Source organism: Streptomyces sp. NBC_01476 (assembly GCF_036227265.1).
GTDB lineage: Bacteria > Actinomycetota > Actinomycetes > Streptomycetales > Streptomycetaceae > Actinacidiphila.
The window spans coordinates 4,026,569-4,049,737 of sequence record NZ_CP109446.1 but is presented as its reverse complement, the minus strand read 5'-3'; the positions used below and the strand labels follow the sequence as shown (position 1 = coordinate 4,049,737).

General features: G+C 70.8%; 21 protein-coding genes and 1 pseudogene. 9 read left to right on the top strand and 13 right to left on the bottom strand.

Annotation, left to right across the window (positions count from 1 at the left end; genetic code table 11):
* Positions 1 to 2: 2 nt before the first annotated feature.
* Together OG552_RS17680 and OG552_RS17675 are read right to left on the bottom strand one after the other, a co-directional pair.
* Positions 3 to 725 (bottom strand): creatininase family protein, encoded by a 723-nt coding sequence (locus OG552_RS17680; protein ID WP_329134030.1) that lies wholly within the window; start codon positions 723 to 725, stop codon positions 3 to 5.
* Between the two features lie 19 nt (positions 726 to 744).
* Entirely contained in the window at positions 745 to 1,923 is a 1,179-nt protein-coding gene (locus tag OG552_RS17675; RefSeq protein ID WP_329134029.1) for a helix-turn-helix transcriptional regulator, read from the bottom strand.
* A gap of 403 nt (positions 1,924 to 2,326) precedes the next feature.
* On the opposite strand from OG552_RS17675, the gene OG552_RS17670 reads away from it, so the two are divergent.
* The 3 genes from OG552_RS17670 to OG552_RS17660 all read left to right on the top strand — a co-directional run bounded on the left by OG552_RS17670 (position 2,327) and on the right by OG552_RS17660 (position 3,877).
* Positions 2,327 to 2,776 (top strand): ATP-binding protein, encoded by a 450-nt coding sequence (locus OG552_RS17670; RefSeq protein ID WP_329140901.1) that lies wholly within the window; start codon positions 2,327 to 2,329, stop codon positions 2,774 to 2,776.
* On the top strand, positions 2,773 to 3,303 hold the full coding sequence (locus OG552_RS17665) for a DUF6907 domain-containing protein (RefSeq protein ID WP_329134027.1): 531 nt from the start codon (positions 2,773 to 2,775) through the stop codon (positions 3,301 to 3,303). The genes OG552_RS17670 and OG552_RS17665 overlap by 4 nt, the downstream gene beginning before the upstream one ends.
* A gap of 148 nt (positions 3,304 to 3,451) precedes the next feature.
* A complete protein-coding gene (locus tag OG552_RS17660) occupies positions 3,452 to 3,877 on the top strand; it encodes a helix-turn-helix domain-containing protein (protein WP_329134025.1) in 426 nt (141 codons plus the stop codon).
* A 90-nt stretch (positions 3,878 to 3,967) separates the two neighbouring features.
* Here the strand turns inward: OG552_RS17660 and OG552_RS17655 are convergent, their stop codons facing one another.
* From OG552_RS17655 to OG552_RS17630, 6 genes are all read right to left on the bottom strand, one after another.
* The gene (locus OG552_RS17655) at positions 3,968 to 5,689 is read right to left on the bottom strand and encodes a relaxase/mobilization nuclease domain-containing protein (RefSeq protein ID WP_329134023.1); all 1,722 of its coding nucleotides are present in this window, start codon (positions 5,687 to 5,689) and stop codon (positions 3,968 to 3,970) included.
* A complete protein-coding gene (locus tag OG552_RS17650; RefSeq protein ID WP_329134021.1) occupies positions 5,686 to 6,159 on the bottom strand; it encodes a MobC family plasmid mobilization relaxosome protein in 474 nt (157 codons plus the stop codon). The genes OG552_RS17655 and OG552_RS17650 overlap by 4 nt, the downstream gene beginning before the upstream one ends.
* A 279-nt stretch (positions 6,160 to 6,438) precedes the next feature.
* Positions 6,439 to 7,374, bottom strand: coding sequence for a DUF2637 domain-containing protein (locus tag OG552_RS17645; protein ID WP_443070957.1), 936 nt, complete (start codon positions 7,372 to 7,374; stop codon positions 6,439 to 6,441).
* 207 nt (positions 7,375 to 7,581) lie between these two features.
* The gene (locus tag OG552_RS17640; RefSeq protein WP_329134019.1) at positions 7,582 to 8,523 is read right to left on the bottom strand and encodes a hypothetical protein; all 942 of its coding nucleotides are present in this window, start codon (positions 8,521 to 8,523) and stop codon (positions 7,582 to 7,584) included.
* A 461-nt stretch (positions 8,524 to 8,984) separates the two neighbouring features.
* A complete protein-coding gene (locus OG552_RS17635; RefSeq protein WP_329134017.1) occupies positions 8,985 to 9,173 on the bottom strand; it encodes a hypothetical protein in 189 nt (62 codons plus the stop codon).
* Positions 9,174 to 9,584: 411 nt separating this feature from the next.
* Positions 9,585 to 11,018 (bottom strand): recombinase family protein, encoded by a 1,434-nt coding sequence (locus OG552_RS17630; protein ID WP_443070956.1) that lies wholly within the window; start codon positions 11,016 to 11,018, stop codon positions 9,585 to 9,587.
* Here OG552_RS17630 and OG552_RS17625 point away from each other — a divergent pair.
* The gene (locus OG552_RS17625; protein WP_443070955.1) at positions 10,900 to 11,730 is read left to right on the top strand and encodes an LLM class flavin-dependent oxidoreductase; all 831 of its coding nucleotides are present in this window, start codon (positions 10,900 to 10,902) and stop codon (positions 11,728 to 11,730) included. The genes OG552_RS17630 and OG552_RS17625 overlap by 119 nt on opposite strands.
* Positions 11,731 to 11,738: 8 nt before the next feature.
* Here the strand turns inward: OG552_RS17625 and OG552_RS17620 are convergent, their stop codons facing one another.
* The 3 genes and pseudogenes from OG552_RS17620 to OG552_RS17610 all read right to left on the bottom strand — a co-directional run bounded on the left by OG552_RS17620 (position 11,739) and on the right by OG552_RS17610 (position 15,955).
* A complete protein-coding gene (locus OG552_RS17620) occupies positions 11,739 to 12,908 on the bottom strand; it encodes a MerR family transcriptional regulator (protein ID WP_329134012.1) in 1,170 nt (389 codons plus the stop codon).
* A 79-nt stretch (positions 12,909 to 12,987) separates the two neighbouring features.
* Positions 12,988 to 13,884: a metal-dependent hydrolase gene (locus OG552_RS17615; protein ID WP_329134010.1), complete on the bottom strand. Its 897-nt coding sequence runs from the start codon at positions 13,882 to 13,884 to the stop codon at positions 12,988 to 12,990.
* 86 nt (positions 13,885 to 13,970) lie between these two features.
* Positions 13,971 to 15,955 (bottom strand): annotated as a pseudogene (locus OG552_RS17610) (SDR family oxidoreductase).
* A 323-nt stretch (positions 15,956 to 16,278) separates the two neighbouring features.
* Between OG552_RS17610 and OG552_RS17605 the strand changes: the two are divergent.
* The 5 genes from OG552_RS17605 (at position 16,279) to OG552_RS17585 (ending at position 20,841) form a co-directional block, all read left to right on the top strand.
* Entirely contained in the window at positions 16,279 to 17,301 is a 1,023-nt protein-coding gene (locus OG552_RS17605; RefSeq protein WP_329140897.1) for an ABC transporter ATP-binding protein, read from the top strand.
* On the top strand, positions 17,288 to 18,232 hold the full coding sequence (locus OG552_RS17600) for an ABC-2 transporter permease (protein WP_443070954.1): 945 nt from the start codon (positions 17,288 to 17,290) through the stop codon (positions 18,230 to 18,232). The genes OG552_RS17605 and OG552_RS17600 overlap by 14 nt, the downstream gene beginning before the upstream one ends.
* Positions 18,229 to 19,146 carry an ABC transporter ATP-binding protein gene (locus OG552_RS17595; protein ID WP_329134008.1) on the top strand — a complete coding sequence of 306 codons (918 nt, stop codon included), beginning with the start codon at positions 18,229 to 18,231 and terminating at the stop codon, positions 19,144 to 19,146. The genes OG552_RS17600 and OG552_RS17595 overlap by 4 nt, the downstream gene beginning before the upstream one ends.
* 13 nt (positions 19,147 to 19,159) lie before the next feature.
* Positions 19,160 to 19,963, top strand: a complete 804-nt coding sequence (locus OG552_RS17590) for an ABC transporter permease subunit (protein WP_329134007.1) — start codon at positions 19,160 to 19,162, stop codon at positions 19,961 to 19,963.
* 116 nt (positions 19,964 to 20,079) lie between these two features.
* Entirely contained in the window at positions 20,080 to 20,841 is a 762-nt protein-coding gene (locus tag OG552_RS17585) for a rhomboid-like protein (RefSeq protein WP_329134005.1), read from the top strand.
* On the opposite strand, the gene OG552_RS17580 is transcribed toward OG552_RS17585, so the two are convergent.
* Both OG552_RS17580 and serS read right to left on the bottom strand, forming a co-directional pair.
* Positions 20,774 to 21,607 carry an HAD family hydrolase gene (locus OG552_RS17580; RefSeq protein WP_329134003.1) on the bottom strand — a complete coding sequence of 278 codons (834 nt, stop codon included), beginning with the start codon at positions 21,605 to 21,607 and terminating at the stop codon, positions 20,774 to 20,776. The two genes, OG552_RS17585 and OG552_RS17580, sit on opposite strands and share 68 nt — an antisense overlap.
* On the bottom strand, positions 21,604 to 22,911 hold the full coding sequence (gene serS, locus OG552_RS17575; RefSeq protein ID WP_329134001.1) for a serine--tRNA ligase: 1,308 nt from the start codon (positions 22,909 to 22,911) through the stop codon (positions 21,604 to 21,606). Before serS ends, OG552_RS17580 begins: the two co-directional genes overlap by 4 nt.
* Between the last annotated feature and the right edge of the window lie 258 nt (positions 22,912 to 23,169).

Here is a 23,169-nt window from a genome sequence, read left to right as displayed (position 1 = left end):
GGTCAGTCGTGGATGCCCTTCACGCGCAAGGCGTGGAGATGAGCCTCAAAGTCATTGACGAGGCTGACTAGGACCGCCTTGCCCTTCTCGGCTGTCGCATACGAAGGGAAGCCGATGACGCCGGTGTCCGTGTATGCCTTCATGCCCTCCGTGAGGAGGAAGGGGCGGTCGGAGGCGGCGTGGTCGGCGGTGTCGTAGCCGGGGCGGACGAGGTCGGGCTCGGCGTGGAGGAGGATGGACGTCTCGATCTCGCCGGCGTGCATGTCGTCGTGGGCTTCGGAGACGAGGCCGGCCCGTTCGCGGGCGCGGTTCCATTCCTGGCTCTGCGGAAAGAGGCTCATCCGTGGTTCGGCAACGTTTGCTTCCTGCACGACGTTGGACAGGACGTAGTTGCCGCCATGGGCGTTGACGAGGACGAGTTTCCGGATGCCCGATGCTTCGAGGGACTGGGCGAGGTCCGTAATCATGAGGTGGAGGGTCCTGGCGCTGATGCTCACCGTGCCCGGCCAGGCGCTGTGTTCGTGGCTGCAGGCGATGGTGATGGGCGGTAGCAGGAGAACGGGGTAGGCCGCCGCGATCTCGCGGCTGATGACGCAGGCGATCGCGGTGTCGGTGATGAGGGGCAGGTGGCCAGCGTGCTGCTCGAACGACCCGATCGGGAGTACGGCGACGCGCGGCGCCTGTTCCTGGACGTCGACGGTGGTGATCGTGGGAAGCAGGTTCACGGCTCTCCTCGTATGCGGCTCAACTGCCTCTCATAGTGCCCAACCGCTGGTTGAGTGCCGCGATCTCCACCAGCTTGCTCCAGGGCGCGAGGCGCTTCTGCAGCCGGCCCAACTCTGCCAGGATGCGCGCCGAACCCGTCGACTGGGCGATCGGGAGGGCCTGCGAGGCGGCGTTGTAGCCGGCTTCCACGTCTCCCAAGTGTGCGTGAGCGGTGGCAAGTCGGGCCAGGCAGAGACCGCGGTCGCGCTGCTGCTCCGTCGGCCAGGAGGCCAGGCTCGCTTCGAGCATCTTTACCGCGTCCTGTGGGCGGCCGAGTTGGAGGGCGCAGTTCGCGGCCTCCATATCGATGTAGGAGGCCGAGCAGAATGGCGCCAGGCTGCCGGTGTCGTGGTCGGCCTTGTCGATCAGCGACCGTGCTTCGTCCAGCGCGCGAAAGGCTTCGGTGGCGTGTCCCAGCAAGGCGTGGGCGTTGGCGCTGGCTCGAAATGCTACCGCATGGACCTGTCCGGGAAGATGACGCGCTTGGCGCAGGGCCGCGTTGGCGAGCCCTACCGCGTGGCCGGCCTGCCCCGTCTCAGCGGCGATGTTGCTGCGTCGTTGGAACACATAGGAGGTGAGGGCCGGGTCGTCCAGCTCAGATGCGTAGTCGAGAGCGCGGATGGTCCAGAACATGGCTGCGTCGGAGTCGCCCGTGTCCTGATGGAGCCAGCCCAGGAACTCGGCGTAGCGAGCGCCCACCCGAACCACGTCGGTGCGGATAGAAGCAGATGCGCCCTTGCACAGCTCCTCTATGAGCGGCATCTGACTCTGCACGGCAGGTACGAGGAACCGAGCACCCACCAGCGGCTCGGCCTGGGCGTGTTGGACCAGCACCGACTTCAAGTATCGGAGCACTTCAGGGCCAGCTTCGGGTGAAGTCGCGCCTGAGCTGGGCGGCGTGGGTTGGGGGGCCGTCTTCGGAAGGTCGTCTTCGAGGCCCAACTCGGGCAGGCTCGCTTCGTAGACCTCGCAGAAGATCGCCCGGTAGTCCCGCCCTGGAGCGCGCCTCCCGTTCTCGAACATGGAGACCTGGGTCTTCAAACTGGACGGTTCGGGTAACCGGACACCCAACCGTGCGGCCGCGGCTGCCATGGCCTCCATGAGCTGCACCTGTGACCAGCCCTTGGCCGTGCGTGCCGCTTGCAGCTTCGTCTTCATCGCTTTCCCTGCGCCAGACAATGCGGGGCGGACTTTCCATGATGCCAGCACACGCTCAGGGAAGGGCGGTTAACGGTTAACACCCGTGCGCTGTTAACCCTGTCCGCTGTGGGACGGCGATGAATCCGCGTTACTGGGCTCTCCCGCTCGGGGCGTTCTGCACGGTGCGGATGGGAACCGCTGCTTCAGCACGAGGGTCTCGTGACTTCCTCGAACTGGTCCAACCCGCCATCCGTGCAGGCAGATCCCGCGCGGGAACCCACCGGATTTCTGCAACGGAAGGCAGCCCCCCAATGCATCGCTTCAACAGTTGTCGGGAGCGACGGGCCATGCTCGCGGTACCGACGAAAGACCGTCCGGAAACGGTTTCACCCCTACCGGGAGCGTCTCGGTGAGCGAACAGATGCTGCCTCGGGCGGTGGGCGGGTCTGTGCGAGTGAGCAGGTGGGCCCGCAGCCCCCGATGCGTCACTTTGGCCAGGCACGAACTCGTTGCTGCACTGGACGAGTGGAAATTGCCTGAGCTGGCGGACACCGCGGAGCTCGTGCTGTCGGAACTGCTGACGAATGCGCTGCGGCACGCGCGGGTACCGCGGGACCGTCTGATGGAGACGCGGTATGAGCGCTTGTCGGCGGCTGTACGCCTCGAAGTGCACGACGCAGACGAGGCTTGGCCGGTGGTACGGCACGCAGCGGCGGACTCCGAGTGCGGGCGTGGGCTGGCGCTGGTCGGTGCCCTGACTGGTGGTCGGTGGGGTGTGGGCGAGCGCGAAGGGATCGGGAAGTTGGTGTGGGCGGTGGTCGGCGACGCTGCCGAAGAGCCGTTCACCGGTGTCGGGGAGGACGGGCTATGACAGTGGCCCGACCGAGCCTTCCGGGGCTCGCCTCCACAGCCGATGTCTCAGCGGGCGAGCGGGTGGCCGCCTCTGCCGCGGTTGGCCGGCGATGGGTGATGACGACGGCGGCCGGTGTGAAGGTGAAAGGTTATCTGCCCGCGTGGGCCGACTGTGATCCGAGCATGCGCGAGGTGCCGCTCGACGTGCTCCCGTTCCGGCTGGCGGACGTCTGCCACCGCGAAGTGTTCGAGGGGCTGTCGTTACGGGTCTGTTCGCCTCCCTCGGAGGGCGAATCCGGGCAGGAGGGAGAGGAGCAGGTGCTGTGGGGCAGCATCGACTGCTGCCCCTACGCCGAGGAGCCGGAACGTCGCCAACCCCTCGTCAGCGTCGCGTTGGTCGCGGACTTCTGGATCAACGGCCTCGACCCGGAGGGCCTTGCCGATCTCGCGTCCCTTCTCCGTGCTCAGGCGGACCGGCTGGAACACGAGGCGCTTCCGAGGTTGGTCGCGGCCCGTGCCGACTGGGCCGAACACGGGAGTGATTGACGTTGGAGTCGTGCGGCTGGGCCTTGGCCGAGCCGCACGACCGCACGGTGGTGGCATGAGGGCTCATGCCCTCGATGGACGTCGTGGAGGTGGTGTCGTGGTATCGGAGAGACGTCGCCCCGCCAGGCTTCGGCAGGAGCCGGAGGCGGTGGCCTGGGCGAGGGAGAAGGCGGGTCTGACGAAGCGGGAGTTGGCGGGGATGGTCGGCGTTTCGGAGCAGTTGATGGGCGAAATGGAGTCGGGGTGGCGTAGCGCGACTGCGGCGAACCTGGTGAAGATCGCCAAGGTACTGAACTGTCCGCTGGTCGTCCTGGAACGTCCCGCCGACGAAGCAGCCGCCTATGGGACACGGATACAGGATCTGGAAGCGTTCGCCTTCCGCTCCCGCACCACTCTCATCGACCACAGCGAACACCTCGCGTCCCTGCGCAACCGGCCGACCTCCGCTCCCGGGACCTCCACCCCCGGAACCGCTGCGCCAGACTGCGACACCCTCGAACAACGGCTCGGCGTGATCGAGCGCGTGCTGTTCGCTCTCGCCCGCGCGCAGGGCATCGACGCCGCTGCCGAATGAGCGCGTTGGCCGGGCCTGGCGGTCCGCGCCCGGGACCCTCGGAGGCGTCACAGCGGTCCTCGGGGGGTCCGCTGGCGTACTGGTGCGACGTCAGCGTCGGGGATGCCGGTGGCCGTCGCTGTTCGTGGGGCCTGGGGCTGATTCTGGCTGGTGAACTGGTCGCTGGACTGCTGATGCGGGTGGAGTTCGACGTGTGGCAACGGTGCTTCGGGCTTGGGCTGCTCGGGCGCGGGGGCTGGGGGCGGGGCGTGCCGCCAGGCGTTGGATGCGCCAGATCAGAATCTGGGTGGGTGAGTGGGCGTCGGTGAGGGCGCGCTGGTCGGTCGCCTGTTGCAGGAGCCGGCTGGGGTCGTGGCCGGCGGCCTCGGCATCGGTGAGGACAGTGGCGAGGGCCGGCCAGTGGGAGTCGTGGAGGATCTGCTCGGCATAGGCGGAGACGGTCTGGCGTATCCGCTGGGCGTGACGGTCGGCATCCGATTGCGGCGGGGCGCGGTGGGTGAGGGCAGCGAGTGGCGTGTGCGCGGCCTGGTCGTAGGCGACTTGGATGTGGACGAGGGTTCGGCGGGCGGCTTCGACCTGCTGGCCTTGGTGGCGAGCAGCCTGCCAGCGCTGGATGGCGATGAGGGCCAGGAGTGCGGCGTCGAGGAACATTGCCAGTGCGGCTCCGTCGCCGATGGCGGGTTGGCGGGCGATCGCTCGGACGGCGTTGCGCAGCGTTCGGGCGTGTTGGTGGTCGGCTTGGATGCGGGAGCGGCTTGCGCGTTCGAAGTCGATTGCCGCCTGCCGGAGGTGGGGCCGAATCTCCTGGGGTGCGTTGAAAGGGAGGGCATCGAGGGCTTCGGCGAAGGCGGTGATGTGGGCCTGGGATGCGGGGTCGTCATCGTGGTCGAGGTGGTGCGGGATGCGCTCGGCGGCAGCGGTGGCCTGGTGCCACGGGTTGGTCCGGCGCGGGCCGGCCACCGAGGCGAGGTCTGTGGTGGTGAGGCGGTCGCGGATCTGGGGGTAGGACAGGTCGGGGGCGAGGGTGGAGCCGGAGAACCAGATGGGCTGGCCTTGGGCGTTGATGTCGCCCTGGAGGGCGACTTTGTAGCCGCGGATGTCGCCTGAGGGGAAGCGCAGGGTCTCGACGAGGACGCCGCTGCGGGTGAGCAGGTGCAGGTACTCCTCGGGGCTGGTGGACACGGCGACGACGGTGCGGGCGATCGTACGGAGCTGTTCGCGGGGTGTGCGGGTGCGGCCGGTGCGGTGGGCTTTTTCTGTTTCGGCGCGGGTGGGGCGCTTGGCGGCGGTGCCGTCGCCGGGGGTGACGCGGCGCAGGCCGTAGTCGGCTTCGATCCGGCGGGCCTCGGCCTGGGCGCGTTTGTAGGAGTAGGAGTCGCGGGGCTTGGTGCCGTCCTGGCGGACTTTCGTGGCCAGGACGTGGATGTGGTCGTCGGCGTGGCGCACGGCGATCCAGCGGCAGGCGCCGTCGTCACCTTCGGGTGCGATGCCGGTGGCGTGCACCATGCGGCGGGCGATGTCGGCCCATTGGGCGTCGGTGAGCACGGGGTCTTCGGGGGCGGCGCGGACGGAGCAGTGCCAGACGTGCTGCGCGGGGCGTTCGGCGGGGTCGACGGCTTGGACGGGCAGGTCGAGGTAGGCGGCGAGGTGTTTGAAGGTGGCCTGCGGGTCGCGGGCGGGGTCGGGTGCGAGGCCGTCGAGGGAGGCCACGAGGTGGGGGTCGGTGTGGGCCTCGTGGCCGCGGCCGGTGCTGTAGAGGTAGCCGATCGCGCCGACGGAGTGGGCGCCCGGTTTGTGGATCGAGGGGATCACGCGCGTTCCACCAGCTGCTGGGCAGCGGTTTCGAGGCGGGCGGCGGCGCGGCGGACGTCAGCGAGGGCGGCTTCGGCGCCGATGGGGTCACCGCCGGAGTTCAGGGTGCGGGCGATCTGGTTGATGTTGTTGCCGACCCGGGCCAGGTCGGTTCGGGCGGCGACGAGTTCGCGGATGGTGCCGCGCAGGTCGAGCAGGTTCGCCGCGACGCGGTTGATGTCGTGGGCGGCTGCCAGCGATGCCTGGGCCATGAACTTGGCGAGACTTGCGCCGGCGTGGTCGGCGGCCCCTTCGACTTCGGTGCGTTCGGTGGTGCTGAGGCGGACGCTGACGGCGGGGCGCCGCTTGTTCTGACGGGTACGGGTGCGGCGCCGCTGTCGCGTACGGGTCGGAGCTGTCCTTGGTGCGGGGCCGCCCTCGGGCCCGCACCCGTCGCCGGTCGCCCCCTGGCGGCCGGGGACCTGCGCCACTCCCGGGGTGCAGGACCGCGTGCAGGACGCTCCCCCGACGGGGGAGTGTCCCAGCGCACAACTTGCTTCGCTTTCCGGCCGGGGTTGGTCGTCACCTGCACCGGCCACTACAGCACATGAGCCGAGGCGTTCGTCTGTGCGGCGGCCGCCGTCTTGCGTGTGGGGCATGAGGCTCTCCGGGTCTGGTCGAGCCACATCGGGGGATGCCTCTGGCTCGCGTGGGTGTTCTCAGTGCCGGTTTGCGGGGACGGACCGGTCGGCCGCCCCCGCGCGGCTGGTTCAGTCGGTGCTGGGGTGGGGACGGGCTTCGTCGGTGGGCTGGAGGAGCTTGAGGGCTTCGGCTACGCGCTCGTTTCCCGCCGAAATCCCTCGGGCTTCGATGGCCTGGCGGGCCATGGCTCGGGTGACCTGGCCGGAATCCGGAAAGGCCCGGCTGATGATGTCGGCGAGCTGCTCGATCGACGCCTCCGCCTTGCGTCCACCACGACCGATTCGCGACGGTTCACCGGAACTGCCGTTCACCTTGTGAACAGGGCTTTCGTCGTCCGCTGAAGGGGTTGCGTCGCCCTGGGCGGTGAGGTCCTCTACCTCGAGGGCCGGCCCGTCTTCCGCTTCGGCCGCCGAGGTGGACCAAACGGGCGGCTGTCCCACTGGCTCGGCCTGCGGAGGCGTTACCCGCCCCTCGGCCGGAATCGTGGCCGGGGCCGCCGGAATCATGGTGGGAGTTCCGGCGGCGGCGCGACGGCTGCTGCTCTGGCGGCCTATGAGGATGTGCATGTGAGTGGCTCCGGCCAGGGCCAGCGGTGCTATCGCCGACAGGACGGCCACGGTGTGATCACCGAGGGTCAGGGTGTGGACGCCGGGCTGGTTGAGGCGGACGGCGTGCACAGCGTTCGCCCACAGGCTGGCCGCCGTGGCGGTGCCGAACAGGGCCCAGGCGTAGGCACGGGCGGGCCAGGGCGCGTCGCGCAGGACAAGGAGGGCGCGGACGCCGTACGCGATGAACCCATCGACGACCAGCGGGAACAGGTAGGCCAGGTGCGGACGGACATGGACCGCGACGGCCATCTGCCGCAGAGAGTCGTACGACAGCGCGCCGCCGGCCAAGCCGAGCATGATCAGCGCGAGCGGATCCCACCAGGACGAACGGCCGCCGGAAGCGGGCTCGGCTGCCGGGACCTGCTGGGCAGGGGACGGTGTTGCGGTGGTGGGCATGAAGGCTCCAGTCAGGGACGGGCTGATGGCGGGGTGCCCCGGGGCATGCCGGAGGAAGGCGGGGCGGCGAGGGTGTACCTGGGGGTGTCGCCGCAGGTGATCGCCGGGCGGTTGGTTGTTACCGGTGCCGAGCGGGGTGTGGACGTGGATACACGGCGGCTCGTTGACCGCTGCGAGCGGCGACGTTGGACGGTGGGCTGGTGGAGATCAGGCTCTGGAGGGAAGGAGCCCAGCCGCGTCGGCCTGAAGGGCGGCGCGGACTTTGGCCCTGCCGCGGGCAGCGACACTCGCGCGTGCCCCTGTTTCGTTGGGGTCGTTGGCCAAGCCCGCGCAGGGTCGGCAGATGCCTTCGTGCGGGATCGGGCGGGCGCAGGTGCCGCACTCGGACCATCGGGGCTTGGCCGGGGTCGTTGGTTCCGGTGCCGGAGGGAGCTTGCGGGTGAGGCGGTCGCGCAGGATCGCCGGGGCGCTGTGGACGCGGGCGGGCAGGCCGCCGAGGAGTGCCTCGGCCAGGTCGCGCTGGCCGTATCCGCGCTCCAGCCACGGGGTGACCAGCGGCGCCAAGGCCACGGCCTCGACCGTGCCGAGCCGCAGACGCGGCTCGGGCCGCAGCACCCGGAACAGCGTGAAGACCGCCTCGCCAACAGCGGCGTCGGCCGGACCTGTCGTACCGATCCCGTCGGGCTGGATCATGGGCGGCTTCCCCCGCCCGGCCTCCCCTACGGCCGACCCGGCGTCTGCGGGGCGTGACCGCTGGGCGGGGAGGGTGGGTTCTTTCCCACGGTCCTTTGCGGGGTGGGCGCCACGGTCATCGGCTGCCGCTTCGCCGGATCCCGGACGGGTGGGACCCGGACGGAGCTGCGGGGTGTCGTAGACGTGGGCCTCGCTGACGAAGGTGCCGTCGCCGCGCCGAACCCGCTCGACCCGGTAATAACCGGCGGCGGTCAGCTCCCGCAGTGCCTTAGCCACGGCGAGGCGGCCCTGCGGGCTAGTGTCGGCCATGTGGCGGCCGTCCTCGCGCCAGCCGTCGGGGCGGGAAAGGAGGTCGGCCAGCAGGCCGCGGGCGGTGTAGGACAGTCGCCGGTCTTGCAGCAGCGTGTTGGGCAGGACCGTGAAGCCGCGCGCATGGCGGCTACGATGAATCTGCATGAGGAGTTGCTTCTCCTTGTGCCGGACCCCGGAGCGTTGGCGCGCTGCCGGGGTCACCCTATTAAGTTCGTCGGTGACAGAACGTATCACGCAAAGCAGGCCCAATCGCCCGGTGCGCGAAAGAAAATGATCACGCATCAGGCGGTAGGAGGTACTTGCCGCCGATGTCCGTTCAGGCCAGTCAGCACTGCCGGGGCAGCGGTTCACCGAGGCTCCGCTGGCCACACGTTCGGCGCGCTGGCTGACCGGCGGTGCAGGCGGCCGTTGCCGGGCGTAGGCGGGCTGCGGAGGCGCGGCTCGCGACAGTCGAGACATACGCTGGCACATAAGGCTTCCTTACTCGGCGCCGTACCGGCTGGCAGGCCAGCGGCGCCGGGGTAGATCGTTTAGGGCGGTCGTCCGGGAGTCCTTACGGCCCTTGGCGCTCCAACGCCAGGGGCCTCTCCCTCGTCCGGGTCCGTTCAGGCGGCCTGGACGTAGGCCGAGCGGGAGAGCAGGTCCGCGAGCCGGGCGGCGCTGCGCGGACTGATCGTCGTGACGAAGCCAGCGCAGACGCGTTGCAGCGCAGCCTCCCGGGCGTCGTCCGTAGACGGACGGCGGCTGGGAGCAGCAGGCTGGGTCGCGGCAGGCCGCAGTTGGGGTTCGGGCATGGGCGTGTCCTCGGTACGGCACGAGCTGGCAGGCCGTGTGCCGTGGGGGTCGAGCGGGCGGGCGGTCGTCATGCGCTCCGGCGGGTGGTGCTCCAACACCACTGGGCCGGGCGGCCGTCTGCCGGAGATCTGGCGAACTCCGTGCGGCGGATGACAACAATGATCCGCAGAAAACGCGTTTTGCCTGACGGTACTTTCCGGGCTATACGGCGGACCGGCACACCGCATTCCGGGTCGGCCTTCTCCATGAGTCCACCGTCTCTCCCATCGACCTCACGCCTCCTCGCTCGCCACCGGACAGGACTCGTCAGCAGAAGAACCGGTCCCCGGGCTCCCTCGCCGGAGCCGACAGTCCCACGCGATCCGGAGCTGGGTCAGGCCGGAAAACCATGATAGAAGCCGCAGGTCGCCCTATAGCTGGTTCTGCTCGATGCTGATCCGGTCCCAGTCGAAGACACCGCTGGGCTTGGTCGATGCGTCGATGACGATCCCGGCGAAGAGGAAGCGCATCACCGCGTTGCGCCGTTCATCCGTCATGTCCTCGGCTTCCCACGCCTTCGCCGCCCCGGGACCGGTGAGCCCCTCCAACAGCTTCATCGGCCGGACCACCAGGCGTCGCTGCGCCTTGGCGATGCGGTCGGTGATCTCCTTGCGCATCCCGCGATATTCCGCCGTCGTGATCTCTTTTGCAGTCCACATTTGATTCAGCTCATCGAGCTGCTGCTGATCGGCTTCCACGGATCGCGAGGCGGCATCGGGCAGCGAAGTGGAGGTGAGTTGCCCGTTGACGGTGAGCCGGCGCAGAAGGTCAACGGCAGCATCCGTGACGAAGCCTTCCAGCTTCACCGCTGCGATGCGCCGGACGCACTTCTTGTCGCCGTTCCGGCTCTTGCGCGTGCACAGATACGTCGGCACGGCGCCCACCTTGGTGCCCGACATGAGCGTGCCGCATCGTCCGCACATCACCACGCCACGCAGCAGGTAGAAGCGGCGCAGCTCCAGGTTTGTCTGATGGATCGCAGACCGGTATTCGCGCCGGGCGCGGGTCTCCTGCCAGATTCCCGGCTCGATGATCGCCGGCCACTTGCCCGGACCGACCTCTTCGCCCTGGTGCATGCGGATGCCGGCGACGTGCCGCGAGTCGAGGAGAGCACGGACGGTGCCCTGGGACCACTCCTTGCCGTAGACGGTCTTGACGCCGCGCTTGTGGAGGAGGAGTGCGATGGCGCTCGGGCTCTGACCCTTCAGGTAACGGTCGAAGACCTCACGGACGATCTCGGCCTCGTCCTCGCGGATGGTCATGCCGTCCGCCTCGTACCCGAGGCGGCGCTTGCCGGAGTGCGGGAGGCCCGTCTCGGCCCGCTCCTTCAGAGCCGACTTTAGGCGGCGGGAGGTGTCGTCCGAGGAGCGGCAGGCGTGGGCGACCTCGATGCGCAGGATGAAGCGGTCGTCGGGGTCGGAGAGGTTCCGCCGGTTCGCCTCCCCGTGGAGCAGGATCTGGTGGTCGTCCGAGACCTGGAGCAGTTCTTCGAGGTCTCGCGGCTGCCGCATCAGGCGGTCGGGGTGGTAGGCGATGATGTGCCGAAACTCCCGGCGGTGGGCGCTTGCGAGGAGCTGGTCCCAGCCCGGCCGCTTCCGGTTGCGGCGCCAGGCTGAGCGGCTGTTGTCCACGAAGACGTGGCTGGGATCGATGACCAGCCCACGACGCTCGGCGATCTCCCGGCAGATGCGCTCCTGGCGGTCGACGCCGGTCTGGTCGTCGTCGTCCGCCTGGGATATCCGGCAGTACAGAGCCGCCGGTTCACCTGGGGTTACTGTCGTCTCCTGTGCCTCATGTCGCCGCATGGACAGATTGTATGAACATGGATTGGGCTCGCCGAACTTCCGGCACCCGGTGGTGCTCGCCAAGGAGCTGATGACGCTCGACGATGTCAGCGGCGGGCGGATCACGCTGGGGATCGGGTCCGGCGGGACCGGGTTCGACGCGGTGGTGCTCGGAGGTGAGGAGTGGTCGCCGCGGGAACGGGCGGACCGGTTCGCGGAGTTCGTGGGGTTGCTTGACCGGCTGCTGCGGGAGCCGGATGTGACCGCGAAGGGCGAGCACTACTCGGCGTTCGAGGCGCGGAACATCCCCGGGTGCGTCCAGACGCCCCGCGTGCCGTTCGCGGTGGCGGGGACCGGGCCGCGGGGGATGCGGCTGGCGGCTCGCTACGGGCAGGCGTGGGTGACCACGGGGGACCCGGCGTTGTACGAGGACGGGACCCCGCAGGAGTCGGTGGCGGCGATCCGCGGGCAGGTGGAGCGGGTGTCGGCGGCGCTGGAGGCGGAGGGGCGTGAGCCAGGCGCGGTGTCGAAGATCCTGCTGACCGGCTTCACACCGGAACGCAAGGAGCCCTTCGGTTCGGTGGAGGCCTTCGTCGACTTCGCGGGGCGCCACGCCGAGGCCGGGATCGACGAGATCGTCGTGCACTGGCCGATCCCGGATTCCGACTTCGGTTACGACCAGGCGGTCTTCGAGCGGATCGCCACGGAGGCGCCGGCGCGGCTGGGCGGCTGAGCCCGGCCTCAGTCGCCCTCGGCGAGAGCGTCCATCCGCCGCGCGGCCACCTCACGATCGGCGGCCGCCGCCACGAACTCCGGGACCCGCTCGGGCCCGACCAGCGCGCGGACGGCGGCGACCGTGGCCGCCGGCAGTGGCACCGGCACCGGGACGGGCAGCTCGCCGGGGCCCGGGGCAGACACGTCACCCGCGGCGGGGGCGTGGACCGCCTCGCGCGGAGGTTCGCCGGCTCCAGCCGGCAACGGTGGCACAGGGACGGGCAGGTCGGCGTCAGCGAGGTCGTGGGTCGTCCCACGTGCGGGTTCGCCGGAGGCGCCTGACGCCGGTGCCTGCCGGTCGCCGTCTGCGGTAGAGGCGTGGGGCGCCGCACGTGGGGGTTCGTCCGGCCCGAGCGGTGGCGGCACCGGTCCCGGCTCGACCGGTGGGGGCGCCGCGTCCCCCAGGGCGCGGCGGATGTGCTCGGTCGCCCGCGTCCGCATCGCCCGGGCGAGTTCCGCGTCGACGGTCTGCTGGGCGAGGGGGCGGAGCCGGCGGATCAGGCCGGCTGCCTCGGTGGCCTCGGCGTCGGTCGGCGGGTGCTGGAGGAACCGCTGGAAGACGTACTCCGTGGTGAACTCCAGGAACCGCTCGGAGATGTGCTCCACCTGCACCCGCAGCTCCCGGAGATGACCGGTGATCGCGGCCAGCGGCACCCCCGCGGCGTGCAGTTCGACGGCGACCGCCAGCTCCCGGGGGCTCGGTACCAGGAACTCCTCGTCGCCGCCCGGCACCCGCTCCAGCACGCCGAGCCGCAACGCCTCCTCCACCGCGGTCGGATCCGCGCCGCCGCCGAACGCCTCCGCCAGCCCGGCCAGGCCGATCCGGGCCGGCTGCTCGTCGGACCAGGGCCGGTCCACCTCGTCGACCAGACCCAGCACGCCGCCCAGACCCGCACCGGTGTCCCAGGCGGTCAGCAACTCCTTGATGCTGGCCAGGGTGTAGCCGCGTTCCAGCAGGTCGGTGATCTGCCGCAGCCGGGCCAGGTGCGTGTCGTCGTACACGTTGGCCCGGCCGCTGCGCCCCGGCTTGGGGAGCAGGCCGCGGTCGGTGTACGCGCGGATGTTGCGGACCGTGGTCCCGCTCAGCCGGGACAGGTCCTCGATCCGGTACGCGCGCTGCTCGGCGGCGGTGCTCACGCCTTCTCTCCTCGGTCGCCCTGCGCCAACTCATCGGAACCCGCCGGGCCCGACCCCGTCGGTCCCGCGGGAAAAACGCTCAGGAAGCGGCCAGATCACCGGTCGTCTTCGCCGCGACGGCCCGCGCCGCCGGGGATATCGCCAGGTAGTCCACGGCCTTGCGCAGCGAACCCTCCTGGGACGGATGGTACGACCGCCGCAGATAGCGCGGCATCGCCGCGTTGAGCGAGGCCCAGGACGGGAGCAGCCCGCGGCGGGCGGCGGCCCGGTGGTCGCGGAGGCGGTAACGTCCCCCGGCCAGTTGGGGGTCGTGCCGCAGCAGAAAGCGGGCCCCGACGATCCACAGGTAGACCAGCGTCGGCCAGGCCATCACCATGCCCTCGGCCCGGCGCAGGTAGCGGACCGCGCCCTTGCCGCCGACGTGCTGGTACATGTCGAAGGCGACCGCCCGGTGCTCGACCTCTTCCGCGCCGTGCCAGCGCAGCAGGTCAAGCATCACCTCGTCGCTCCCGGCCCGGTCCAGCGCCTCCGCGTCCAGGATCCAGTCGCCGAGCACCGCGGTGAAGTGCTCGATCGCCGCGATCAGCGACAGCCGGAAGCGCAGCCATTCGCGGCGCGGGACCGGCACGACCCGCGGTGGCCGCTCGCCGAGCAGCACGTCGAACATCCACTCCACGTGCCGCGTGTACGCGGTGGTGTCGAGATTCTGCTCGGCCAGATGCTCCAGCACGTACGCGTGCTGGACGCTGTGCGTGGCCTCCTGGCCCATGAACCCCCTGACGTCCTTGAGCAACTGCTCGTCGGTGACCAGCGGCAGCGCCTCCTTGAAGACCTTGACGAACCAGCGCTCCCCCGCGGGCAGCAGCAGGTGCAGCACGTTGATGACGTGCGTCGCGGTCGGCTCGTCCGGAATCCAGTGCAGCGGGGTCCGCTTCCAGTCGAAGGTGACCCGGCGCGGTCTGATGGCGTGGCTCATGAGGTGGCCTCCTTTGCCCGGTGGTCGTGTCGGAAGGGGATTGCCGATCGGAAGGGAATTGCCGAGGATCACTGGAGATCGTTCGTTCACAGCGGCGGGTCGACACGGGCGAGCACCCTCAGCGCGCCGGGGGACAGCCGGGACAGCAGCCGTGCGCCCCGCGCCTCGGGGGTGACAGGGACGACCGCCAGGTCCCGCTGCACCGCTCGCAGCACTGCCCGGGCGACCTTCTCCGGTGGGTAGTTGCGCAGCCGGTAGATCCTGGCCGATGCGGCGCGGCGGCGTTCCTGCTCGGCCTCGTCGACCCCGGCGTGCCGGGCGCTGCCGGTGATGGCGGTGTTGACCAGGCCGGGGCAGATCGCGCTCACCCCGATGCCGTGCGGGGCGAGTTCGGCACGCAGGCATTCGCTGAGCATCAGCACCGCCGCCTTGGAGGTGCTGTACGCGGGCAGCGAGCGCGACGGCTGGAAGGCGGCGGCGGACGCGGTGTTGACGATGTGTCCGCCCTGGCCCCGGTCCACCATCTGCCTGCCGAAGAGCCGGCAGCATGGATCACCCCCCAGAGATTGACGTCGAGGACCTGCTTCCAGTCCTCCGGGGTGGTGTCCAGGAAGGGGCCGGCCAGGCCGATGCCCGCGTTGTTCACCACCACGTCCGGCACGCCGTGCGCGGCGGCGGTCCGTCCGGCGAGCTTCTCCATCGCCTCGGCGTCGGAGACGTCCACGGTCTCCGGCCACGCCTCGGGGGAGCCGGCCAGCCGAGCTGCTTCCGCAGTGCGCGCGGCGCCTGCCGCGTCCCGGTCCACGGCCACGACCCGGGCGCCCGCCTCAGCGAAGGCCAGCGCGGTGGCCCGGCCGATACCGCTGGCTGCCCCGGTGACCAGTACGAGCTGCCCGGCGAACCGTTCACGCGCGCCGGCCAGCCCCTTGCCCAGTACGGATTTCGCCGCCGCCTGCTTCGAGTCCGCCGCCGGGTCACCGCCGTGCCCCGTGGCCGGACCGTCCCCTTGGAGCGGCGCCCCACCCCTGCCGTGCGCCACCGCTGGGTCACCGCCGTGCTCCACCGCCCGGTCCCCGCTCTGCCCTGCGGCCGGACCGCCCCCATGAACCGCCGCCCCACCCACGCCGTGCTCCCCGGCCGCGCCCTCCCCCCGAGCCGCCGGGTCCCCGCCGTGTTCCACCGCCGTCACGAAGCCCGCCACCCAGCGGGCCAGTTGCGCGGGCCGGGAGCGCGGCACCCAGTGCTTGGCCGGGAGGGTACGGCGGATCAGGTCCGGCACCCACCGGCCGAGGTCGTCGTAGAGCCGCGCGGAGAGGAAGGCGTCGCCGGTCGGCGTGATGAGCTGCACCGGCACCCGGGCGAACGCGTCCGGGCGCGGGCTGCCGATCCGCCGCCGGACGTTGTCCCGGTAGAGCCAGGCGCCGTGTGCCGCGTCCTCGGGCAGCGACGCCGTCGGATAGCCGTCGGCGGAGGAGACCCTCTCGGCACGGGCCAGCATCGTGGGCCACCGCCTGCCGAGCGGTCCGCGCCAGGCGAGTTCGGGCAGGGCCGGGGTGTGCAGCGCGTACACGTACCAGGACTTGGCGCCCTGCCCGAGCACCTGCGCCGCCCGGCGGGGGGTGGGGCGCCGGACCCGGCGGCGGATCCAGTGGCCCAAGTGGTCAAGGGACGGGCCGGAGATCGAGGTGAAGGAGGCGAGCCGGCCCTCGCTGGCGGGGACGGTGGCGAACTCCCAGCCCTGCACCGAACCCCAGTCGTGCCCCACCAGATGCACCGGCCGGTCCGGGCTCACCGCCTCGGCCACCGCCAGGAAGTCCTCGGTCAGCTTCTCCAAGGTGAAGCCACCGCGTAGCGGATCGGGCACCCCGGAGCGGCCGTGCCCGCGTACGTCGTAGAGCACGACGTGGAAGCAGTCGGCGAGCAGCCCGGCCACCTGCGACCAGACTTCCTTGCTGTCCGGGTAACCGTGCAGGAGCAGCACCGTCGGCCGGCCGTCCGCAGCGGCCCCGGCGCCGTACTCCGCCACGCACAGCCGCACCCCGTCCGCCCCCGTGACGAACCGCTCCCGCACCGGCCGGGCGTCGCCGCCCCCGCCGAAGTCCCCGCCGTCCGTGCCGGACCCACCGACCGCACCGCCGTCACCAACCGCGCCACCGCCACCGTCCACACCGCCACCCCGTTCCGTGTCCCACCCGACCGGCACACCGCCCGCGCCCACCAACACTGACATCAACCAATGTGACAGCGGCGACTGAGAGATTCAAGACCCCCACCCCCACCCTGTGGAAAACCTCCGGCCCCCTACGGGACCGTCCGCCGCGAGGACGAGCCGGATCCGCGACTCCCGGGGGACGCGATCATGTGGCGCAGACCACTACGGTCGGACCCGTGACAGTGATCGCTACCGAGAGCCTGAGCAAGCGGTACCCAAGGGTGACCGCACTCGACCGGCTGACCGTCGACATCACCCCGGGCGTCACCGGCCTGGTGGGTGCCAACGGGGCCGGCAAATCGACCCTGATCAAGATCCTGCTGGGGCTGTCCCCGGCGACCGAGGGTCGCGCGGCCGTGCTGGGGCTCGACGTGGCGACGTCCGGCGCCGAGATCCGCGGCCTGGTCGGCTACATGCCCGAGCACGACTGCCTGCCGCCCGACGTCTCGGCCACCGAGTTCGTCGTGCACATGGCCCGGATGTCGGGGCTGCCCCCGACCGCCGCCCGGGAACGCACCGCCGACACCCTGCGCCATGTCGGCCTCTACGAAGAGCGCTACCGCCCGATGGGCGGCTACTCCACCGGCATGAAGCAGCGTGTCAAGCTCGCCCAGGCGCTGGTCCACGACCCCAAGCTGGTGCTGCTCGACGAGCCCACCAATGGCCTCGACCCGGCCGGCCGCGACGAGATGCTCGGCCTGATCCGGCGGGTCCACAGCGACTTCGGCATCTCGGTGCTGGTCACCTCCCACCTGCTCGGCGAGCTGGAACGCACCAGTGACCAGATCGTCGTCATCGACGGCGGCAAGCTGCTGCGCGCCTCCACCACCAGCGACTTCACCCAGGCCACCGCCTCCCTCGCGGTCGAGGTCACCGACCGGGAGCAGGAGCTGCTGGCGCTGCTGACCGCCGGCGGCCTGACCGCCCAGCGGGCCGGCCACCTGCTGCTGGTCGACATCGCGGACGACGAGACGTACGACCTGGTACGGGACGCGGTCGCCCAGCTCGGCGTCGGCCTGGTGCGGATGGAGCAGCGCCGCCACCGCATCGCCGAACTCTTCACCGACGACCCGCACATGCCGCCCGACCCCGATGGCCCGTACGCCCCGACCGACCCGACCGACCCGCACCGCCCGACCGACCCGCACGCCCCGCCCCCCACCCCCACCGCGACCCAGGAAGGAGCAGACCGTGACGCAGCCTGACGTGACCACCACGCCACCCCCCGCCGTCCCCGGTGCCGCCGGCACCACCACCCCCGCCGACGTCATCCACAACATCGGCTACCGCAAGTACGACGGCCCGCGCCTCGGCCGCAGCTACGCCCGCCGCTCGCTGTACGTGCAGAGCCTGCGCGGCGCCTACGGCCTCGGCCGCAGCGCCAAGTCCAAGGTGCTGCCGATGCTGCTGCTCGGCGCGATCTGCGCGCCGGCGCTGATCATGGTGGCCGTGGTGGTCTTCACCGACATGAACAAGCTGCCGGTCGACTACACCCGCTACGCGATCGTGCTGCAGGCCGTCATCACGCTCTTCGTCGCCTCCCAGGCCCCGCAGTCCGCCTCCCGCGACCTGCGCTTCAAGATCACGCCGCTGTACTTCTCCCGGCCGATCGAGCGCGTCGACTACGTGGCCGCCAAGTACGCGGCGCTCTCCACCGCGCTCTTCCTGCTGACCGCACTCCCCCTGGTCATCCTTTACGTCGGCGCGCTGCTGGCGAAGCTGAGCTTCGGCACCCAGACCGCCGGGTTTGCGAAGGGTCTGTTGTCCGTCCTGCTGCTCTCCGTGCTCTTCGCCGGCATCGGCCTGGTGATCGCCGCGATCACCCCGCGCCGCGGCTTCGGTGTCGCCGCGATCATCGCGGTCTTCGTCATCACCTATGGCGCGGTCTCCGCCGTCCAGGGCGTCGCCGACACCCAGGAGAAGTACGACGTGATCGGCTGGCTCGGCCTCTTCGCGCCGATCACCCTGATCGACGGCTTCTCCAGCTGGTTCCTCGGCGCGACCTCCGCCTTCCCGCACGCCTCCGGACCGCCGGACGCGTTCGCCGGGATCGTGTATCTGCTGGTCATCGCCGGCATCGTGGCGGGCTCCTTCGGCCTGCTGATGCGCCGCTACCGGAAGGTGGGCCTGTCGTGACGACGATCGGCATCGACAAGGTCTCGCGCTGGTTCGGCAACGTGGTGGCGGTCAACGACATCACCATGACGATCAGTCCCGGCGTGACCGGCCTGCTGGGCCCGAACGGCGCCGGCAAGTCCACCCTGATCAACATGATGGCGGGCTTCCTCGCCCCCTCCACCGGCGCGGTCACCCTGGACGGCGTCCCCGTCTGGCGCAACGAGCAGGCGTACCGCGAGATCGGCATCGTGCCGGAACGGGAGTCGATGTACGACTTCCTGACCGCGTACGAGTTCGTCGTCGCCAACGCCGAGCTGCACGGCCTGCAGGACCCAGGCGCCGCCGCCCAGCGGGCGCTGGCCACCGTGGAGATGGAGTACGCCCAGCACCGGCGGATCGAGACGTACAGCAAGGGCATGCGGCAGCGCGCCAAGATGGCGTCCGCGCTGGTCCACGACCCCTCGGTGCTGCTGCTCGACGAGCCGTTCAACGGCATGGACCCCCGGCAGCGGCTGCAGCTGATGGAGCTGCTGCGGCAGATGGGCGCGAGCGGCCGGACCGTTCTGTTCTCCTCGCACATCCTGGAGGAGGTCGAGCAGCTCGCCCACCACATCGAGGTGGTGGTGGCCGGCCGGCACGCCGCGTCCGGCGACTTCCGCAAGATCCGCCGGCTGATGACCGACCGTCCGCACCGGTACCTCGTACGGTCCAGCGACGACCGGCTGCTCGCCTCCGCCCTGATCGGGCACATGTCCACGGCCGGCATCGAGGTGGACCGGGCGGAGAAGGCGCTGCGCGTCCAGGCCGTCGACTTCGCCGGCTTCACCGAGTTCCTGCCCCGGATCGCCCGTGACCACGGCATCCGGCTCTACACGGTCTCGCCGTCAGACGAGTCCCTGGAGAGCGTCTTCTCTTACCTGGTCACGGCATAAGGAGCCGACACAGATGTCCGCCAACACCGCCGGCGCCCCGACCGTCCAGGCACCTTTGGGCACCCGCCCGCCGCTTGTGAAGTCCGCGGGACCCGCCTTCTACCACCCGACCGTCGCCCGCCTGACCTACCGGGCCCTGCTGGGCCGCCGCCGTGCCCTGCTGCTCTTCGCACTGCCGGCGCTGCTGCTGGTGATCGTCGCCGCCATCCGCGCCCTGGCCGGCGCGGACGACGGCACGACCGCCGACGTGATGCAGGGCTTCGCGCTGGGCACGATGGTGCCGCTGGTCGGCGTCATCGCCGGCACCGGCGCGATCGGGCCGGAGATCGACGACGGCGCGATCGTGTATCTGCTGGCCAAGCCGGTCAGGCGCAGCACGATCATCGCCACCAAGCTGATCGTCGCCATCGGGGTGACCGTCGTCTTCTCCGCCGTGCCCACCCTGCTGGCCGGCTTCGTCCTCGGCGGCAACAGCCAGAACCTCGCGGTCGCCTTCGGGGTCGCCGCGGCGGTCGCGTCCGTCGCCTATGCCGCGATCTTCCTGATGCTCGGGGTGATCACCCGGCACGCGGTGGTGGCGGGACTGGTCTACGCGCTGCTCTGGGAGGCGGTGATCGGCAACTACGTGCCCGGCGCCCGCACCCTGAGCGTCCAGCAGTGGTCGCTCGCCGTCGCCCAGAAGGTGGGTCACGGCGGGCAGATCAGCTCCGACGTCGGCCTGACCACCTCGATGGTGCTGCTGGTGATCGTCACCGTCGCCGCCACCTGGTTCGCCGGCAGGAAACTGCGCACGCTGAAGCTGGCCGGGGACGAGTAACCGCGCCCCTGCCCGCACCCCCGACCCGCACCCTGGTCCGCCCCGCCCCCCGGTCCGTACGCCGGGGAGCCCGCTCATCCGGCGGGCTCCCCGGCGGTCCGTGACACTGGGAGGCGATGGCCCCCAAGTCGCCGGAGGTCGACCGGACCTCCCCACCGCCGCCGGGCCGCCCGTCCCCGCAGGCCGCCGCACCAGGGCGCCGGCCCACCGCAGGGGACGCGCGGCGGTTCGCGGTGGGCCAGGTCACCGGCTGGATACGCGCCACGCCCGGCACCCACATATGGCTGGCGATCCTCGCGGTCACCTGCTGCATAGCCGCCGGACTTCCGCCGCACCTGCGCTCCTATCTCCTGCACAGCGTCAGCACCAATCTGGTGGAGCTGCGGCATCACCCGATCAGAGTCCTGGTGGCCAGCGCCCTGTGGATCGAGACCCCCTCCGGTTTCGCCTGCTACGCCGTCCTCTTCGAGCTGGTGCACGCCACCGCGGAGCGCTGGCTCGGCACCGCCCGCTGGCTGCTGGTCGTCGCCATGGCGCACATCGGAGCCACCCTGATCAGCCAGCGTGCGGTCCGCTTCGGCATCCGCGACGACCGGCTTCCGCGGTCCCTCGCCCACACCGTCGACATAGGGGTGAGCTACGGGCTGGCCGGTGTGATCGGCGTCCTGGCCTACCGGGTGCCCCGGCCGTGGCGGTGGGGCTATCTCGCCGGGGTGCTGGGCTTCTTCGGCTACCCGGTGCTGCGCGACGGTACGTTCACCGATCTCGGCCATCTGACGGCCGTCCTGATCGGGCTGTGCTGCTACGCCGTCACCCCGCCAGGGCGAAGAGCCGGCGCAGCACCGTCGCGATCCCGTCGTCCTCGTTGGACCCGGTGACCTCGTCGGCCACCGCCTTGAGGTCCGGGTGCGCGTTGGCCATCGCCACGCCGTAACCGGCCCAGGCGAACATCGGGATGTCATTGGGCATGTCACCGAAGGCGATCGTCTCGGCGGCCGTCACCCCGAGCCGCCGGGCGGCGAGCGACAGGCCGGTCGCCTTGGTCAGGCCCAGCGGCAGCAGCTCCACGATGCCCTCGCCCGCCATCACCACCCCCACGAGGTCGCCGGCCACCGTCTGCGCGGCCTGCGCGAGGGCGTCGTCGGTGAGGCCGCCCGGGTGCTGGATGTAGATCTTGTTGATCGGCACGGCCCACAGGTCGCCGGGGTCGGCCATGTGGATGACCGGCAACTCGGGGTGGTAGACGTACCCCTTGCCGATCAGCACCTCGCCGGAGAGGCCGTCCCGGCTGGCGGCCACCGCGAGCGGCCCGACCTCGGCCTCGATCTTCGCCAGCGCGAGCGCGGCGAGCTGCCGGTCCAGCGTCACCGAGGTCAGCAGCCGGTGCGCGGCCGCGTCGTACAGCTGGCCGCCCTGCCCGCAGACGGCCAGCCCGTCGTAGCCGAGGTCGTCCAGGACGTGCCGGGTCCAGGGGACCGACCGGCCGGTGACGATGATGTGCGCCGCGCCCGCCGCCGTGACGGCGGCGAGCGTGTCCCGGGAACCCTGGGAGACGGTGTTGTCGCCGCGCAGCAGGGTCCCGTCCAGGTCGGTGGCGATCAGCCGGTACGGCAGGGCGCCGGGCCCGGGGACGGCGGCGGTCACTTGGCCGCGGTGGCCGGCGACGTACGGGCCGGCACGACCGGCTCCAGCGTCTCCCGGCCTCCCAGGTACGGCCGCAGGACTTCGGGCACCCGGACCGAGCCGTCGGCCAGCTGGTGGTTCTCCAGGAGCGCCACGATGGTCCTGGGGACCGCGCAGAGCGTGCCGTTGAGCGTGGCCAGCGGGCGGGTGCCGTCGGCGTCGCGCATCCGGATGTTCAGCCGGCGGGACTGGAACTGGGTGGTGTTGGAGGTCGAGGTCAGCTCGCGGTACTTCCCCTGGGTGGGGACCCACGCCTCGCAGTCGAACTTCCGCGACGCCGAGGAGCCCAGGTCGCCGGAGGCCAGCTCGATCACCTGGAAGGGCAGTTCAAGGGCGCTGAGCCACTGCTTCTCCCACGCCAGCAGGCGGGCGTGCTCGGCCTCCGCCTCCTCCGGCGCGGTGTAGACGAACATCTCCACCTTCTCGAACTGGTGGACCCGGATGATGCCGCGGGTGTCCTTGCCGTACGAGCCGGCCTCGCGGCGATAGCACGGCGAGTAGCCGGCGTAGCGCAGCGGCAGCCGGTTCGCCTCGATGATCTCGTCCATGTGGTAGGCGGCGAGCGGGACCTCGGAGGTGCCGACCAGGTAGAGGTCGTCCTTGTCCAAGTGGTAGACGTCGTCCTCGACCTGGCCGAGGTAGCCGGTGCCGGCCATGGCGGCGGGCTTGACCAGGTTCGGGGTGATCATCGGGGTGAAGCCGGCCGCGGTGGCCTGGGCGACGGCCGCGTTGACCAGGGCCAGCTCCAGCAGGGCGCCGATACCGGTCATGTAGTAGAAGCGCGAGCCGGAGACCTTGGCACCGCGGTCCATGTCGATCGCACCCAGGAGTTCCCCGAGTTCCAGGTGGTCCCTGGGGGTGAAGCCCTCGGCGGCGAAGTCGCGCGGGGTGCCGTGCTGCTCCAGGACGACGAAGTCCTCCTCGCCGCCGATCGGCACGTCGGGGTGGACGAGGTTGCCGAGCCGGAGCGCCAGCTCCTGGGCCTGCTGCGCGGCTTCCTGCTGCTCGGCGTCGGCGGCCTTCACCGCGTCGGCGAGCTCGCGGGTGCGCTTGAGCAGTTCGGTCTTCTCATCGCCCTGGGCCTTGGGGATGAGCTTGCCCAACTGCCGCTGTTCGGCGCGCAGCTGGTCGAAGCTGGTACTGGACGACCTGCGCCGTTCGTCGGCGGAGAGGAGGGCGTCGACGAGGGCGACGTCCTCTCCACGGGCGCGCTGGGAGGCGCGCACACGGTCGGGGTCCTCACGAAGCAGGCGAAGGTCAATCACAGGGCACAGGCTACCGGGGAGCGGGTCCGGGATGCGACGCGTTAGCGGCGTAATGCGTGTTATGTCCCTTTGGAGTGGAAAGCTCAATACGTCACGAAATGGACAATAAAGACCGCTCGTCAACCATATTCGCCCAGTCCCTCCGTCGGGTCATCCGGCTTGTGGAGAACCGGAGTTGATCAACGGTCCGCAAGCCGCCCGGCGGGCTCTCCGGGGCGGTCGGGAGACACTTCCGGCGCGAGTTATCCACAGGCCCCG

Bases quoted from the DNA above. Each gene is read 5' to 3' on its own strand.
- OG552_RS17675 (WP_329134029.1), bottom strand. From the start codon at position 1,923: ATGAAGACGAAGCTGCAAGCGGCACGCACGGCCAAGGGCTGGTCACAG.
- OG552_RS17585 (WP_329134005.1), top strand. From the start codon at position 20,080: ATGGCCCCCAAGTCGCCGGAGGTCGACCGGACCTCCCCACCGCCGCCG.
- OG552_RS17640 (WP_329134019.1), bottom strand. From the start codon at position 8,523: ATGCAGATTCATCGTAGCCGCCATGCGCGCGGCTTCACGGTCCTGCCC.
- OG552_RS17665 (WP_329134027.1), top strand. From the start codon at position 2,773: ATGACAGTGGCCCGACCGAGCCTTCCGGGGCTCGCCTCCACAGCCGAT.
- OG552_RS17670 (WP_329140901.1), top strand. From the start codon at position 2,327: ATGCTGCCTCGGGCGGTGGGCGGGTCTGTGCGAGTGAGCAGGTGGGCC.
- OG552_RS17645 (WP_443070957.1), bottom strand. From the start codon at position 7,374: ATGCCCACCACCGCAACACCGTCCCCTGCCCAGCAGGTCCCGGCAGCC.
- OG552_RS17625 (WP_443070955.1), top strand. From the start codon at position 10,900: ATGCGCTCCTGGCGGTCGACGCCGGTCTGGTCGTCGTCGTCCGCCTGG.
- OG552_RS17635 (WP_329134017.1), bottom strand. From the start codon at position 9,173: ATGCCCGAACCCCAACTGCGGCCTGCCGCGACCCAGCCTGCTGCTCCC.
- OG552_RS17630 (WP_443070956.1), bottom strand. From the start codon at position 11,018: ATGCGGCGACATGAGGCACAGGAGACGACAGTAACCCCAGGTGAACCG.
- OG552_RS17590 (WP_329134007.1), top strand. From the start codon at position 19,160: ATGTCCGCCAACACCGCCGGCGCCCCGACCGTCCAGGCACCTTTGGGC.
- OG552_RS17615 (WP_329134010.1), bottom strand. From the start codon at position 13,884: ATGAGCCACGCCATCAGACCGCGCCGGGTCACCTTCGACTGGAAGCGG.